We start from the raw sequence: 14,467 nt of genomic DNA, 5'->3' as shown, positions 1-14,467 counted from the left end.
GTCGCCGGCATAGCGGGCATGACACGCCACATGGACATCCCCTGGTGGCGTGATGCAGTCGTCTACGAAATCTACGTCCGCAGCTTCGCCGACGCCTCAGGTGACGGCGTCGGCGACCTGGCCGGGGTGCGCGAACGCCTGCCGTACCTGCGGCGGCTGGGCGTGGACGCGATCTGGCTGACGCCGTTCTACCGCTCCCCCATGGCCGACGGCGGCTACGACGTCGCCGACTACCGTGACGTCGATCCGCTGTTCGGCGGGCTCGGCGACTTCGAGGCGCTGGTCGCCGACGCGCATGAGCATGGGCTGCGGGTGATCGTGGACATCGTGCCCAACCACAGCTCTTCGGAGCACGCCTGGTTCAAGGCGGCGCTGCGGGGCGAGGGACGCGATCGGTACATCTTCCGCAACACGGTCAACAACTGGCAGTCCACCTTCGGCGGCCCGGCCTGGACGCGGGCCGCCGACGGCCAGTACTACCTGCACCTGTTCGCGCCTGGCCAGCCCGACTTCAACTGGCGCAACCCCGAGGTGCACGCGGAGTTCCTCGACGTGCTGCGGTTCTGGCTGGACCGCGGGGTGGACGGGTTCCGCATCGACGTGGCGATGGGGTTGTACAAGGCGGAGGGGCTGCCCGACGTGGGCGACCAGTCGTTCAAGTCGGTCTCACCGGTGTGGGGGCAGCCGGAGGTGCACGACGTCTACCGGGACTGGCGCCGGGTGCTGGACGGCTATCCGGGCGAGCGCATGGCCGTGGGCGAGGTGTGGACCGACAGCGCCGAGGACCTGGCCCTCTACCTGCGCCCCGACGAGCTGCACCAGAGCTTCAACTTCGCCTGGTTGCAGGCGCCGTGGTCGGCGACCGCGTTCAGGAAGGTGATCGACGACACCGTGTCCGCGGTGCCGTTCGCGACTTGGGTATTGTCCAACCACGATGTCGTACGCCACCGCACCCGCTACGAGACGGCCGACCCCGGCACGGGCCTGGCGCGGGCCAGGGCGGCGCTGCTGGCGATGCTGGCCCTGCCCGGCTCGGCCTACCTCTACCAGGGTGAGGAACTGGGCCTGCCCGAGGTGACCGACCTGCCGGACGAGGCCAGGCAGGACCCGGTCTTCTTCCAGTCCAAGGGCAAGCTGCCGGGGCGCGACGGGTGCCGGGTGCCCATCCCCTGGACGGTGGACCCGCCCTCGCACGGGTTCTCGCCGGGCGGAACCGAGCCGTGGTTGCCGCAGCCGGACACGTTCGCGGAGCTGAGCGTGGAGAAGCAGGAGGGGGACGCGGACTCGACGCTGGAGTTCTACCGCCGCGCCCTGGCCTGCCGCCGCGAGCTGGCCGGGAAGATTCCTTACACCCTGGAGTGGCTCAAGTCACCCTCGGGAGCACTTTTCTTCACCCGCGGGAGCCTGATCTGCGCGATCAACTGCGGCACCCGCTCGGTACGCCTGCCAAGGCACGAGGAGGTGCTCCTGTCCAGCGGGCCGCTCAAGCGCGGGCTGCTGCCGCCCGACACGGCGGTCTGGCTCACGGCCTCCTCGACCGCTCCCCCCGAGAAGGGATGACCGGCAGCGAGAGCACGGCGCAGGCCAGCCCGGCGGCGATGCCGGCCCAGTAGCCGGTGCCCGCGATCAGGACTCCCGCGAGCGGCGTGGCGGCCAGGGAGACGGTGTTCTGCACGGTGTTGTGGGTGCCGAGCACCTTCCCGGCCCAGCCGGGCCCGGCCAGCTCGCCGGCCGCCAGGTAGGCCAGGCCGTTGCCCGCCACGGTCATCACCGAGGCCACCGCGAGCGCCGCGGCCCCGAATCCTGCCCCGGTGAACGTGCCGGCGACCAGCACGGCCAGCACGACGATGTTCCAGAGGGTGAGCAGGAGGAGGGGCCGCATGCGCAGGCCCGTGCGGTCGGACCAGCGCCCGGCCGCGATGCGCACCACGGCCCCGCCGATCGCCGCCACCCCGAACAGCCGCCCGGCCGCCACGGGGTCCCAGCCGTAGGAGCTGACCAGGCAGTCCACGCCGTACGTGCTGACCACGACCTGCGGCACCACGTGCAGGGCGCTGGTGGCGTGCACCCGCCAGAGCGCGGGCTGCCGGTACGGCGAGCGCGCCCGCTCCGCCCGGCCCCCGGAGATCGCCTGCGGCGGCTCCCGCAGGAAGAGCGCGGCCAGCACGGCGGCCAGCAGGCTCACGCCCGAGCAGAGCAGGAAGACGCCCGGCAGCCCGTACGCCCGAGCCATGGGCGGCAGCGCGAAGGCGGCCACGGCCATGCCGAGGGTGAAGGAGACCTGGCGCAGGCCCATGGCGATGCCGCGCTCCGGCGGCCGGAACCAGCGCAGCACGATGCGCCCGCCGCCGACCATCGCGGCCGAGCCCGCCGCGCCCGCCAGCGCCAGCAGCGCGACGACCGCCCACGTCTGCTCGACGAAGGCGGTGGCGCCGAACAACACGGCCGCCATACCGACGCCGAGGCCCAGGATGAGCCGTTCGCCGTGCCGGTCCGCCAGCGCGCCCCAGGCGACGAGGGTGACCAGGATGCCGATGGCCGGGGCGTTCGCTATGAGACCGCCCACGGGCAACGGAACGTTGAAATGTCGCAAAATTTCGGGCATGACGAGGGGCAGGCCGAACAGCCCCAGGGTGACGCAGGCGTGCGCGTTCACCCCCAGCGCCAGCATCAGCCAGCGCTTGTTACCGCGACTCATTCCGCGGCGTAGCGTTTCAGGTAGGCCAGTTCGCTCTCGGTGAGCCTGCGCGGGCCGGCCCGCTCGACGTCGTAGGCCGCCAGCACGGACGACGCGGTGACGTAGAGGCCCTCGTCGTCGCGGATCTCGTACTGCAGGGTGAAGCGCACCGCCCTGACCTGCGTCACCCACGTCTCCACGCGGACGGGCTCGGCGCGGAAGCCCAGCGGGCGGCGGTAGTCGATCTCGTGGCGGGTCACGACCAGCCCCTTGAACGGCTCGTCGCCCGCGTTGTACGGATCGATGTGGAACATGCCGAAACGGGCGTCCTCAAGGTAGTCGAGGAAACGTACGTTGTTCACGTGCCCTTGGGAGTCGACATCGCCGAATCTCACCGTGCGGAGATAGATATGCCGTTCGGGCGGGATGCGTTCAACCACGTCCGCAACGCTACCCGTACCTGTCAGGTGGCTTTGCGGCGGGCCAGGCACGCCAGCACGGTCAGCACCGAGATGGCGGCCATGGAGCCCAGCGCCCAGCGGTAGCCGGTCACGAGCTGCTCGACCGCGACGCCCGAGAGCTGCGCCAGTGTGCCGGCGAAGACCTGCTGGTGCAGCACGGCGGGCAGCGGCGCGGTGATGATCGACAGGACCATCGCGGTGCCCACGACGTTGCCGGTGTTCTGCAGCATGAGGCGCATGGCGTTGACGATGCCGAGCCTGCCCGAGGGCAGGCCGTCCAGGATGGCGGTGTTGTTGGCGGGCAGGAACACGCCCGAGCCGAGGCCGATGAGCACCAGCCCGGCCGCCACGGCCGCGTACGGCATCGTCGCCGACATCACGGCGCACATGACCACCAGCCCGCAGGTGGTCATGGCGGCCCCGGCTGCGGCCAGCGTGCGCGCGCTCATCAGGCGTTGCAGGAAGCCCGAGGTCACCGAGGCGATCAGCGCGGAGATGGCCAGCGGCAGCACCTTGACGCCCGCCTCCACGGGATCGTCGCCGCGCACGGCCTGGAAGTAGAGCGCGACCAGGAACACCATGCCCATGCGGGCCACGGCGTTGAGGAAGGAAGCCAGCGTGCCGTAGGCGAAGCCGCGCTCGCGGAACAGGCCCAGGTCCACCACCGGATGCGCCGCACGGGTCTCCCTGAGCAGGAACAGCGGCAGCCCCACGGCGAAGGCCGCCAGCCCGCCGAGCACCACGGGATGGTCCCAGCCGAGCCTGGTGACCTCCGACAACGCCAGCAGCAGCCCGCCCAGCGTGGCCAGGACCAGAACGTTCCCCGTGCCGTCGAGCCCGCCGTCCCGGCTCCCGCTCTCGGGCCTGCGCAGCACGATCGCCCCCCACAACAGGCAGAGCAGGCCGAGCGGCACGTTGAACCAGAACACCCACTGCCAGCCGAGGCTGCCGACCAGCAGGCCGCCCAGCGTCGGCCCGATCAGCCCGGCGATCGAGAACGAGGCCACGTACACGCCCATGCCCTCCCCCAGCCGCTCGCGCGGGAAGGCGTCGCTGACCAGGGCGGCGCTGTTGGTGAGCAACATCGCGGCCCCGGCGGCCTGCAACACCCGCATGGCCACGATCACCCACGCGTTCGGGGCCAGGCCCGCGAGAAAGGCGGCCAGCGTGTACGTGCCCAGCCCTAACAGGTACATCCTGCGCCTGCCGAACAAATCCGCCAGCCGCCCGAACACCACCATGAGGACGGTCGTGGTCAACTGGTATCCCAGGAGGATCCAGCCCGCCGCCGTCGCGCCGGCGCCGGTGTGCCTGGCGATCTCCGGCAGCGCGACGTTGATCGCGCTGCCGCCGAGCCCGGTCAGCATGCTGGCCAGGCTCACGACGGACAACGTCCGCCAGGCGTAGCCGATCGGGGTGGTGGTCGTGGTCGCCGCCAAGGGCCCTGTCCTTTCTAGATTTTAATACTAGAATCCAATTCACATCGTCAGCCGGTCAAGGATCGAGGTGTCGGATGAGTGGGATCGTCGAAGGCCGTGTGGTGATCGTCACCGGGGCGGCCAGGGGCATCGGGCGCGGGCACGCCCTGGAATTCGCCAGACAGGGCGCGAAGGTGGTGGTCAACGACCTGGGGGCGGAGGTGGACGGCACGGGCTCCTCCGGCGCCGCGGCCGAGGTGGTGGCGGAGATCGAGGCCATGGGCGGCCAGGCCGTCGTCAACGGCGAGGACATCTCCGACTTCGACGGCGCCGAGCGGCTGATCCGCGCCGCCATCGACCACTTCGGCGACCTGGACGTGCTGGTCAACAACGCCGGCATCCTGCGCGACCGGATGCTCGTCAACATGACCGCCGACGAGTGGGACGCCGTGATCAGGGTGCACCTGCGTGGCACGTTCGCGCCGCTGCGACACGCCGCCGCCTACTGGCGCTCCAAGGCCAAGGCCGGCGACGCCGTGGATGCCCGGATCATCAACACGACCTCATCCTCCGGCATCTACGGTAACCCGGGGCAGGGCAACTACGGCGCCGCGAAAGCGGGCATCGCGGGCCTGACGGTCATCGCGGCCAGGGAGCTGGAGCGCTACGGCGTGACCGTGAACGCGGTCGCCCCCGCCGCGCTGACCCGCATGACCGAGAACCTCATGCCCGCCGGCGCGACAGGCGCCGACCCCGACGACATCGCGCCGCTGGTCGTGTGGCTGTCCAGCGCCGAGGCCCGCTCGATCACCGGGCGGGTGTTCAACGTGCGGGGCGGCCGGATCAGCGTCGCCGAGGGCTGGCACGCGGGCCCCGGCGTGGACAAGGGCGCCCGGTGGGACCCGGCCGAGCTGGGCTCGGTCATCCCCGCCCTCGTCGACAAGGCCGCGCCCAACGCGCTGACCAACGGCCGCATCCCCGGGCGGGAGGAGGACTGACGATGCCACTCGACCACTCGATAGTGGGCGTCGAGGGACCGGCGCACGAGCGCACGTGGACCTCAAAGGACACCATGTTGTACGCGCTCGGCGTCGGGGCGGGCACCGCCGAGCTCGAGTTCACCACGGAGAAGGACCAGCGGGTGCTGCCGACGTTCGCCGTCCTGGCCGCGCAGGCGCCGGGGCGGCGGCTCGGCGACTTCGACCGGGCCATGCTGGTCCACGCCGAGCAGGGCTTCGAGCTGCACCGCGAGCTGCCGGCGGCGGGCGGCGTGCGGACCACGTCCCGCGTGACCGGCATCTACGACAAGGGCTCCGGCGCGCTGGTCACCTCCGAGTCGCGGGCCGTGGACCTGGCCTCGGGGAAGCTGGTGATCGCCTCGCGGAGTTCGGTGTTCATCCGGGGCGAGGGCGGGTTCGGCGGCGAGCGCGGGCCGAAGGACTCCTGGACCCTGCCCGACCGGGCGCCCGACCACAAGGTGACCTACTCCACCTATCCGGAGCAGGCGCTGATCTACCGGCTGTCCGGGGACTACAACCCCCTGCACAGCGATCCTGCCTTCGCCGCCAGGGCCGGCTTCGACCGGCCGATCCTGCACGGGCTGTGCACGTACGGGCTGACCGGGCGGGCGCTGCTGCACGCGGTGGCGGGGTCGGATCCGGCGCGGTTCAAGGCGATGTCGGGGCGGTTCTCCAGCCCGGTGCTGCCCGGGGAGTCCCTGACGGTGTCGATCTGGGTGGACGGGACGGAGGTGCTGTTCAGGACCGCCAAGGACGACGGCACCGTGGTCCTCGACAGGGGCCGCGCGACAGTGACCTGAGGCTTGGGGGTCGAGGCGGTGGATCACACGACAGTGGCCCAAGGCGTAGGGGTCGAGGCGGTGGATCACACGACAGTGGCCCAAGGCGTCGGGGTCGAGGCGGTGGATCACGCGACAGTGGTCTAGGGCTCACCGAGCGAGCGCAGGGGGTCGAGGCGGTGGATCAGGGTCACCGCCGCCTCGATGACCTCCTGGGCCTCCTGCTCGCTGTCGGAGGTGGCGACCTCGCGGGCGGCCTCACCGATGATGCTGGTCAGCACGGCCACGGTGAAGCGGTCGAGCGGGTCTCCCCCGGCCCCGAGCAGCACCGCGTTCTGGCGTACCCACTCCCGGCCGCGCGTGCGGCGGATCAGCTCGAAGCCGGGCGGCCCGTCGCCGTCGATGAACAGCCTGACCAGGTCGCGCCGCTCCCACGCGCCCGCCAGGTACGCCCGCGCCCCCGCGATCAGCAGCTCCACCGGGTCGGCCACGCCCTGCTTCTTGGCCTTGGCCACGCTGGAGGCCGCGGCCTGCTCATGGGCGACCTGGTGGTCCTCGTACAGGGCCAGGAAGAGCTCGGTCTTGCCGCCGAAGTGGTGGTAGAGGCTGCCGACGCTGGAGCCGGCGCGCCGGACGACCTCGGAGACGCTGGCTTCGGCGAAGCCGTGCTCGCCGAAGACCTCGCGAGCCGCCTGCAGCATGCTTTTGCGGGTCTGGGCCGTACGGCTCCACTCCCACGAGGACTTGCGTGCCATGCCTCGTATCCTATCGTTGCGAATTCTAGAATCAGATTCTTGACATGGGGTCACAACGGTTAGAATCTCTTCCTAGAGAACGATTCTAGAAATTTCCAGGAGGCGGCTGTGGACTTCTCGCTCACCCCCGAGGAACGACAGATCCGCGACACCGTCCGCGCCTTCATCGACAAGGAGGTCGTACCGCTGGAGCCCGAGGTGCTGCGCAACGAGCGCGAGGGCCGTCCGGCGCTGGCCCCCGACGTCCTGCGCGACCTGCGCGCCAAGGCCAGGAAGTCCGGTTTCTGGGGCATCAACACCCCCGAGGAGTACGGCGGCGCGGCACTCGGCCCCATCATGTCCGCGATCATCGCCATGGAGATCGGCCGGACGTTCGTGCCGTTCTCGTTCGGCGGCAGCGCCGACAACATCCTCTACGCCGGCAACGAGGAGCAGAAGCAGCGTTACCTGATCCCCACCATCGAGGGCGAGCGCCGCTCCTGCTTCGCGATCACCGAGCCCGGCGCCGGCTCCGACGCCCGCAACATCCGCACCCGCGCCACCCGCGACGGCTCCGAGTGGGTGATCAACGGGGAGAAGACGTTCATCACGGGCGGCAACGAGGCGGACTTCGTCATGGTGTTCGCCCTGGCCGAGGAGCACGGCGTCACCTGCTTCCTGGTGGACAGGGAGATGGGCTGGAAGTCCGAGCCGATCCCCACCATGGGCCAGTGGGGGCCGGCCTCGCTGGTGTTCCAGGACGTACGGGTGCCGGAGGAGAACATCCTCGGCGAGCTGGGCAAGGGCTTCGAGCTGGCCATGCAGTGGATCGGCCAGGGCCGTTACATGATCCCCGCCCGCGCCATCGGCTCGGCCGAGCGCATGTTGCAGATGGCCATCGACTACGCCAAGATCCGCAAGTCCTTCGGGCAGACGATCTCCGAGTACCAGGCCATCCAGTGGATGATCGCCGACTCCCAGGTGGAGATCGAGGCGGCCAAGTGGCTGACGCTGTACGCGGCGTGGCGGGTCGGCCAGGGCGTGGACGCGCGGCACGCCTCCTCGATCGCCAAGCTCAACGGGGCCGTCATGGCCAACCAGGTCGTGGACCGGGTGCTGCAGATCCACGGGGGCATGGGGTACACCAAGGAGTTGCCGATCGAGCGGTGGTATCGGGAGTTGCGGCTGCTGCGCATCTTCGAGGGCACCGACGAGATCCAGCGGCGCACGATCGCCCGCAACCTCATCAAGGGCCACGCCAAGCTCGGTCTCATCGGGGAATGAGGGACATGTCGGTCGGGGAACTGTTCAACCCTCGTTCGATCGCGCTGGTCGGGGCCACGGACAAGTCCGGATGGTCGATCAGCACGCTGGCCAACCTGCGTGCGCACGCCTTTCCCGGGCCCGTGCACCTGGTCAATCCGCGGGGCGGCGTGGTGCACGGGATGCCCGCGTACCGCAGCCTGACCGAGATTCCGGAGCGGGTGGACCTGGCGTACGTGATGGTGCCGACCGCGGCCGTGCTGGGCGTGCTGCGGGAGGGCGCCAAGCTGGGGATCCGGTGTTACGTGATCCTCACCGCCGGGTTCGGCGAGGCCGGTGAGGAGGGGGCGCGGCTGGAGTCGGAGGTCGCGGCCTTCGCGGTGGAGCACGGGCTGACGATCCTGGGGCCCAACGGCAACGGGTACATCAACGCCGCCGCCGGCGTGACCCCTTACGGGCTGCCCATCCCCCAGCCGCTGCTGCGCGGCTCGGTCGGCGTGGTGCTGCAGAGCGGGGCGCTGGCCAGCTCCGTGCTGGGGTTCGCGCAGGCCCGCAACGTCGGCGTGAGCCTGCTGACCTCGATGGGCAACGAGTCGGTCGTCACCGTGACCGACGTGATCGAGTACCTGGTGGACGACCCCGCCACCAAGGTCGTCGCGCTGTTCCTGGAGACGATCAGGAATCCGGCCGAGTTCTCCCGGGTGGCGCGGCGGGCGCTGGAGGCGGGCAAGCCGATCGTGGCGCTCAAGATCGGCCGCAGCAAGCTGGCCTCGCACACCGCGCAGGCCCACACGGGCGCCCTCGTGGGCGACGACGACGTGATCGACGCCGCGCTGCGGCAGCTCGGCGTGATCAGGGTGCGCTCGCTGGAGGACCTGATCATCACCGCCGGGCTGCTGGCCTCCTCCGGGCCGCTGCCGGGGCGGCGCGTCGGGGTCGTCACCCCCTCCGGCGGCGCCTCGGAGATCATCGCGGACCGGGCCGAGGACGAGGGGCTGGAGCTGCCGCCGTTCGCGCCCGAGACGGTGGCGCGGCTGGCGGAGATCGTCCCCGCCTTCGGCACCGTGGCCAACCCGCTCGACGTCACCGGGTACGTCCTCATCGACCGCACCCTCATGGGCCGCGCGCTGGACATCGTGACCTCGGACCCCGGGATCGACCTGGTCATGCTGCTGTCGGACGCACCCAAGGCCGCGCCGCCCGACCCCGCTCCCGTGCTGGCGATGTACACGGCCAGCGCCCGGCGCATCGCCGAGTCGCCGGTGCCGGTCGTGGTGGTGAGCAACGTGCTGACCGACGTCACGGAGTTCGGGCGGCGGGTGCAGGAGGAGACCGGGTTCCCGTACGTGGCGGGCGGGATCGAGCACGGGCTGCACGCCATCGGCGCGGCGGTCCGGTGGTCCTCGCTGCGGGCACAGGCTCTTTCCCGGCCTGCCCCTTCTCCCGTCTCCGCCGCGCCCCCTGCCGGGGCGAGCGGGGTGTGGGCCGAACATCGCGCCGCCGCGCTGCTCGGCTCGGCCGGGTTGCCGGTGGTGCCGTCCGAGCTGGCCGGCGGGGAGGGCGAGGCTCTTGCGGCCGCCGAGCGGTTCGGCTATCCGGTGGTGCTCAAGGTCGCCGCCGACGGGCTCGGGCACAAGAGCGACATCGGCGGGGTACGGCTGGGGCTGGGCGGGCCCGAGGAGGTGCGGCGGGCCTACCGGGAGCTGGTGGCCGCGCTGCCCTCGCTCGACGGCGTGCTCGTGCAGCCGCAGCGGTCCGGCGGGGTCGAGCTGCTGGTCGGGGTGGTACGCGATCCGGCCTGGGGGCTGACGCTGGCCGTGGGGCTGGGCGGGGTCTGGGTGGAGGTGCTGCGTGACACCGCGCTGCGGGTGTTGCCGGTGGACGCGGCGCAGGTGCGTACGGCGCTGTCGGAGTTGCGCGGGGCCGCGCTGCTGGACGGGGTCAGGGGTGGCGAGCCCGTGGACCTGGACGCGGTGGCCGGGGTGGTGGCGCGGATCGCGGCGTTCGCCGAGTCGTTGGGGGACGGGCTGGAGTCGCTGGAGATCAACCCGCTGCTGGTGGCCGGATCCCGCGTCGAGGCCCTGGACGCGCTGATCACCTGGCGTTGATTGCCTCATGTTGAGGGACGGGCGGCCCTTCGGTGGGCCGCCCGTCGTGTGCTAGTCCACTTCCACTGGGAGCTCGTAGATCTCCGACGTGGGATGCCCCGCCTTCTCGTGTACGCGCAGGACCGCCTCCTTCGACGGCCCCGACGACAGGCAGAACACCTTCCCCGAGTCCGGGTCCAGCCAGGCGCGCTCGAAGTGCACCCCTTCGGCCTCCTCGATGGCGAGGTCACGCTCGTGTGCCGCGCGCAACTGCTCCTCGGTCGCGCCGACGAACCCACTGTGCACGTCCATGAACTTCGGCATGGCGAATCCCTCCTCCTACGTCAGAGTCTGCTCCCTGTGAGAAGGGCGTTCCATACCCGTTCCATCAAGTTCCGTTCAGGGCAGGCGGTTGGCCAGGACCAGGGTGGCGGCCGAGGCGAACATGCCGCCGTTGCCCAGCACGACGCTCAGCTCCACGTCCGGCACCTGGGCGGCGGCCTCGCCGCGGAGCTGGCGCACCGATTCCTGGATGGCGAACATGCCGTACATGCCGGTGTGCGTGTACGACAGGCCGCCGCCGTTCGTGTTCAGCGGCAGCCGGCCGCCCGGCGAGGTGTGGCCCTCGGCGATGAACGCCCCCGCCTCGCCCCGGCCGACGAAGCCCAGGTCCTCCAGGCCGTAGATGGGCACGTGGGCGAAGGCGTCGTACACCATGAGGTGGTCCACGTCCTCGTGCGTGATCTTGGCTTCGGTGAACGCGGCCTCGCCCGACAGGCGGAAGCCCTTGGAGGTGGTGAAGTCCTCCATCTGCGAGATGATCGGCGAGTCGGCCGACTCGCCGGAGCCCAGCAGGTACACCGGGGAGCGGCGGGCCCGCTCCTCCGTGGTGACGACGAGCGCGCCGCCGCCGTCGGTGACCAGGCAACATTCCAGCAGGTGGAACGGGTAGGCCACCAGGCGCGAGGCCAGCACGTCCTCGACGGTGATGAGGTCGCGATACATCGCCCTCGGGTTGAGGTGGGCCCAGCGCCGCTGCGCCACCGCGACCTCGGCGAGCTGTTCGTGGGTGAGGCCGGTCTCCTTCATGTAGCGCAGCGCCGGGATGGTGAACGACGTGGGCGGCCCGAGCACGCCGTACGGCAGCTCGAACTGCCCCAGCAGCGAGTCGGCGCCCATCGCGTACTTTCCGGCCCCTACGCGCGAGCGGCCCGACTCGCCGTGGGTGATCAGCACCGTGTGGCACAGTCCGGCGCGGATGGCGGCGGCCGCGTGCCGTACGTGGAAGAGGAACGACGAGCCGCCCACGCCCGTGCCGTCCAGCCAGGCGGGCGTGATCCCGAGGGAGTGGGCGATCTGGATCGGGCCGGGCGTGCCGACCGTGGCGACGCCGTCGATGTCGTGGATGGTCATGCCCGCGTCGGCGAGCGCGTTCCTGGCGGCCTCCAGGTGCAGTTGCATGGTGGAGTGGCCGGGCAGGCGGCCCACCTCGTCGGTCTCGGCGGCGCCGGCGATCACGATGGTCATCGGGCGTCTCCGGCCGGCTCGAACTGGGGCACGCTCATCTCGCCACGCTGCTCGAACACCACCCGCAGCGCCATGTCCAGCGGCAGGTTCTCGGGGGTGTTCGGCACGCCCACGATGTTCGTCATCATCCGCACGCCCTCCTCCAGCTCGACGACGGCGATCGCGTACGGGGCCTCGTCCTCGAAACCGGGCGCGGGGCGGTGGTTGATCACATAGGAGTACAGGGTCGCGCGGCCGCTGGCGCGGACCCACTCGACCTGGTCACCGCCGCAGCGGGGGCAGCTCGGCCGCGGGTAGAAGTAGTGCCGCTCGCACGTCTTGCAGCGCTGGATCCTGAGCTCTCCCGCGGCCGTGCCGTCCCAGAAGGGCTGGGTCTCGGGCGTGGGCTTAGGCACCGGCTTCATCGGCCTCCCCAATCCGTAGTTCTAGAATCACACTCTAGATCTACCTTCTGCTCCCGCTCAAGGGCCTCATGGGCTGGGGATGCCGTTGCCGTTCCGGCCGCGCCCGGCCAGCACCTCCTCCAGAGTGGAACGCACCTCACCGGCGCGCGACCCCGGCTGGGCGAGCTGGATCAGCACGCCGTGCGCCTCCTTGGGGTGCAGGAACACCTCACGCCAGCGGGAGTCAGCCCGGTTGAGCCCGTGCAGGCGGTAGCCGCGCTCGGTCAGCCTGGCCACCGCCGCGTCCAGGTCGTCGACGTGGAAGTTCAGGTGGTGTACGCCGCCCCTGCCCCTGGTCAGCTCGAAGAAGCTGTCGAAGAACGTCGATCCGGCCAGCGGCTCCATCAACTCGACCTTGCCGCCGCCCTTGTACGTGAGCTGGAACGTCCGGTAGCCGACCACCCGGTTGTCCCCACCACCGCCCAGATGCCGGCCGCCGAGCAGGTCGCGGTAGATCGGCAGCAGGTCCCTGATGCGGGGCGCGGCCACGGCCGTGTGGTCGAAGTGCACGCCGTCGAGTTCCAGGTCCACGGGGGCTCCTTACGTCCGGAATCCTAGAATTTCATTCTAGCCGCCGACGGGCCGATCACTCTTGACCGAGCCTCTTGTGAGGAGCAGCATCAGAAAAGAATTCTAGAGCTAGCTTCTAGAACGCTGCGAGGGGTTCGGCACGACAGAAAGGCTGACAGCGCATGAGGCTGTCCTACGTCCGCGAGCTCGACGAGTACCCGACCGGCGCCCGGCGCATGAAGATCCTCACGATGGCCGTGCTGGCCATCCTCATCGGCTCCTACGAAGGGCAGATCGCGCCCGTCGTGCCCCTGCTGCTCGAAGACCTCGACATGACGCTGGCCACGTACGGCCTCGTGTCCGGCACGGCGGCGGTGGCCGGGGCGATCGCCTCGATCCTGGGCGGCCGGCTCACCGACCGGCTCGGCCGGGTGCGGCTGCTGATCCCGCTCATGGCGCTGACGGCCGTGTGCTGCTTCGCCATGACGCTCGTACACAGCCCGCGCGACCTGCTGATCGCCAGGATCGTGCTGGCGTTCGTGGACGGCGTGGCCATGGCCAGCACCGCACCGCTGATCCGCGACTTCTCGCCTCGTCTGGGGCGGGCGCAGGCGTTCGGCTTCTGGACCTGGGGACCGGTCGGCGCGAACTTCCTGGCGGCGGCCGTCGCCGGCTGGACCCTGCCGATCTTCAACGACTCCTGGCGCTCCCAGTTCGTCATCATGGGCTGCTTCTCGCTGGTCATCTCGATCGTCATCGCCCTCAACATCGCCGACCTGTCCCCCGAACTGCGCGCGCGAATCCAGCACACGGAACGGGCCAGCAGCGCCGTGGTGGACCTCGGCAGCCCGCCCCGCATGCGCACGCTCTTCGCGAGGCGCAACATCTGGGCGCACGTGGTCGGGATCTCGTTGTGGCTGGTGCTCTACATCACGCTGTCGTTGTTCGGGCAGACCATGCTGGTCGGAGCGCTGGGCATCAGCAGCGCCGAAGCCTCCACGATCATGGCCGCCTTCTGGAGCCTCAACCTCATCACGCTGATCGTGACGGGCCGGCTGTCGGACCGTACGCAACTACGCAAGCCGTTCTCCCTCGGCGGCACGGTCGCGGCCGTGCTCGTCACCGCCTACCTGGCCGTCTCACTCGGCCAGGAGGGCGTCTCCACCGGCACGCTGATGGTGGTGGGCGCGCTGCTCGGCGGCTCGCTCGGGGTCGCCTACGCCCCCTGGATGGCCAACTACTCCGAGGACGCCGAGGACGCGGACCCGCGTTTGCAGGGGACCGCTTGGGGTCTGTTCGGCTTCCTCAGCAAGAGCATCGCGGTGATCGGGCTGCTGGTCATCCCGCACGTGGTTGAGGCCACGAACTGGCAGACGTGGCTGTTCGTGGCGCTGGGCTGCCTCGTCCTGTTCATCCCGGCGATCCTGCTGTTCAACGGCCCCTGGCGACGCTCCCCCCACACCCCCGCCAAGGCCCTACTCGAAGAGGCCAAGTGACATAGCCGCCGCCCTCTCCGCACACACCACGAACCCGATCCCCTGAACACACC

The 14,467-nt window shown here is 70.5% G+C and carries 14 protein-coding genes; 6 read left to right on the top strand and 8 right to left on the bottom strand.

Annotated features, from left to right (window positions below; all coding sequences use genetic code 11):
* Positions 1 to 18: 18 nt before the first annotated feature.
* Entirely contained in the window at positions 19 to 1,560 is a 1,542-nt protein-coding gene (locus AB0I81_RS26680; protein ID WP_360661576.1) for a glycoside hydrolase family 13 protein, read from the top strand.
* Here AB0I81_RS26680 and AB0I81_RS26675 read toward each other — a convergent pair.
* The 3 genes from AB0I81_RS26675 to AB0I81_RS26665 are packed head-to-tail and all read right to left on the bottom strand — an operon-like array spanning position 1,523 to position 4,577.
* A complete protein-coding gene (locus tag AB0I81_RS26675; RefSeq protein WP_360661573.1) occupies positions 1,523 to 2,698 on the bottom strand; it encodes an MFS transporter in 1,176 nt (391 codons plus the stop codon). The genes AB0I81_RS26680 and AB0I81_RS26675 overlap by 38 nt on opposite strands.
* A complete protein-coding gene (locus AB0I81_RS26670; protein WP_360661570.1) occupies positions 2,695 to 3,117 on the bottom strand; it encodes a thioesterase family protein in 423 nt (140 codons plus the stop codon). The genes AB0I81_RS26675 and AB0I81_RS26670 overlap by 4 nt, the downstream gene beginning before the upstream one ends.
* Before the next feature lie 23 nt (positions 3,118 to 3,140).
* Positions 3,141 to 4,577: an MFS transporter gene (locus AB0I81_RS26665; protein WP_360661568.1), complete on the bottom strand. Its 1,437-nt coding sequence runs from the start codon at positions 4,575 to 4,577 to the stop codon at positions 3,141 to 3,143.
* A 74-nt stretch (positions 4,578 to 4,651) separates the two neighbouring features.
* On the opposite strand from AB0I81_RS26665, the gene AB0I81_RS26660 reads away from it, so the two are divergent.
* Both AB0I81_RS26660 and AB0I81_RS26655 read left to right on the top strand, forming a co-directional pair.
* Positions 4,652 to 5,554 (top strand): SDR family oxidoreductase, encoded by a 903-nt coding sequence (locus tag AB0I81_RS26660; RefSeq protein ID WP_360661565.1) that lies wholly within the window; start codon positions 4,652 to 4,654, stop codon positions 5,552 to 5,554.
* A 2-nt stretch (positions 5,555 to 5,556) separates the two neighbouring features.
* Positions 5,557 to 6,375: a MaoC/PaaZ C-terminal domain-containing protein gene (locus AB0I81_RS26655; protein ID WP_360661562.1), complete on the top strand. Its 819-nt coding sequence runs from the start codon at positions 5,557 to 5,559 to the stop codon at positions 6,373 to 6,375.
* Positions 6,376 to 6,497: 122 nt separating this feature from the next.
* Here AB0I81_RS26655 and AB0I81_RS26650 read toward each other — a convergent pair whose 3' ends face one another.
* Positions 6,498 to 7,109, bottom strand: coding sequence for a TetR/AcrR family transcriptional regulator (locus tag AB0I81_RS26650; protein ID WP_360661559.1), 612 nt, complete (start codon positions 7,107 to 7,109; stop codon positions 6,498 to 6,500).
* A 108-nt stretch (positions 7,110 to 7,217) separates the two neighbouring features.
* Here AB0I81_RS26650 and AB0I81_RS26645 point away from each other — a divergent pair, with 108 nt between their 5' ends.
* Positions 7,218 to 8,372 carry an acyl-CoA dehydrogenase family protein gene (locus AB0I81_RS26645; protein ID WP_360661556.1) on the top strand — a complete coding sequence of 385 codons (1,155 nt, stop codon included), beginning with the start codon at positions 7,218 to 7,220 and terminating at the stop codon, positions 8,370 to 8,372.
* 5 nt (positions 8,373 to 8,377) lie between these two features.
* On the top strand, positions 8,378 to 10,459 hold the full coding sequence (locus AB0I81_RS26640) for an acetate--CoA ligase family protein (RefSeq protein WP_360661553.1): 2,082 nt from the start codon (positions 8,378 to 8,380) through the stop codon (positions 10,457 to 10,459).
* A 51-nt stretch (positions 10,460 to 10,510) separates the two neighbouring features.
* Here AB0I81_RS26640 and AB0I81_RS26635 read toward each other — a convergent pair whose 3' ends face one another.
* The 4 genes from AB0I81_RS26635 to AB0I81_RS26620 form a co-directional block, all read right to left on the bottom strand.
* The gene (locus tag AB0I81_RS26635; protein ID WP_225268337.1) at positions 10,511 to 10,762 is read right to left on the bottom strand and encodes an SCO4226 family nickel-binding protein; all 252 of its coding nucleotides are present in this window, start codon (positions 10,760 to 10,762) and stop codon (positions 10,511 to 10,513) included.
* Between the two features lie 75 nt (positions 10,763 to 10,837).
* Positions 10,838 to 11,965, bottom strand: a complete 1,128-nt coding sequence (locus tag AB0I81_RS26630) for a thiolase (RefSeq protein WP_360661550.1) — start codon at positions 11,963 to 11,965, stop codon at positions 10,838 to 10,840.
* Positions 11,962 to 12,369 (bottom strand): Zn-ribbon domain-containing OB-fold protein, encoded by a 408-nt coding sequence (locus AB0I81_RS26625; protein WP_360661547.1) that lies wholly within the window; start codon positions 12,367 to 12,369, stop codon positions 11,962 to 11,964. Before AB0I81_RS26625 ends, AB0I81_RS26630 begins: the two co-directional genes overlap by 4 nt.
* A gap of 66 nt (positions 12,370 to 12,435) precedes the next feature.
* Positions 12,436 to 12,939, bottom strand: coding sequence for a VOC family protein (locus AB0I81_RS26620; RefSeq protein ID WP_360661545.1), 504 nt, complete (start codon positions 12,937 to 12,939; stop codon positions 12,436 to 12,438).
* Positions 12,940 to 13,100: 161 nt separating this feature from the next.
* Between AB0I81_RS26620 and AB0I81_RS26615 the strand changes: the two genes are divergently transcribed.
* Entirely contained in the window at positions 13,101 to 14,414 is a 1,314-nt protein-coding gene (locus AB0I81_RS26615; protein ID WP_360661542.1) for an MFS transporter, read from the top strand.
* Positions 14,415 to 14,467 lie beyond the last annotated feature (53 nt).

It is taken from the genome of Nonomuraea sp. NPDC050404 (genome assembly GCF_040655495.1).
In the GTDB taxonomy this organism is placed as follows: Bacteria; Actinomycetota; Actinomycetes; order Streptosporangiales; family Streptosporangiaceae; genus Nonomuraea.
The sequence above is the reverse complement of the archived record's forward strand: the minus strand, read 5'-3'. Positions and strand labels throughout refer to the sequence as shown.

Coding starts and splice junctions, on each gene's coding strand:
- AB0I81_RS26635 (WP_225268337.1), bottom strand. CDS start 10,762: ATGCCGAAGTTCATGGACGTGCACAGTGGGTTCGTCGGCGCGACCGAG.
- AB0I81_RS26615 (WP_360661542.1), top strand. CDS start 13,101: ATGAGGCTGTCCTACGTCCGCGAGCTCGACGAGTACCCGACCGGCGCC.
- AB0I81_RS26675 (WP_360661573.1), bottom strand. CDS start 2,698: ATGAGTCGCGGTAACAAGCGCTGGCTGATGCTGGCGCTGGGGGTGAAC.
- AB0I81_RS26680 (WP_360661576.1), top strand. CDS start 19: ATGACACGCCACATGGACATCCCCTGGTGGCGTGATGCAGTCGTCTAC.
- AB0I81_RS26655 (WP_360661562.1), top strand. CDS start 5,557: ATGCCACTCGACCACTCGATAGTGGGCGTCGAGGGACCGGCGCACGAG.
- AB0I81_RS26625 (WP_360661547.1), bottom strand. CDS start 12,369: ATGAAGCCGGTGCCTAAGCCCACGCCCGAGACCCAGCCCTTCTGGGAC.
- AB0I81_RS26650 (WP_360661559.1), bottom strand. CDS start 7,109: ATGGCACGCAAGTCCTCGTGGGAGTGGAGCCGTACGGCCCAGACCCGC.
- AB0I81_RS26630 (WP_360661550.1), bottom strand. CDS start 11,965: ATGACCATCGTGATCGCCGGCGCCGCCGAGACCGACGAGGTGGGCCGC.
- AB0I81_RS26640 (WP_360661553.1), top strand. CDS start 8,378: ATGTCGGTCGGGGAACTGTTCAACCCTCGTTCGATCGCGCTGGTCGGG.
- AB0I81_RS26660 (WP_360661565.1), top strand. CDS start 4,652: ATGAGTGGGATCGTCGAAGGCCGTGTGGTGATCGTCACCGGGGCGGCC.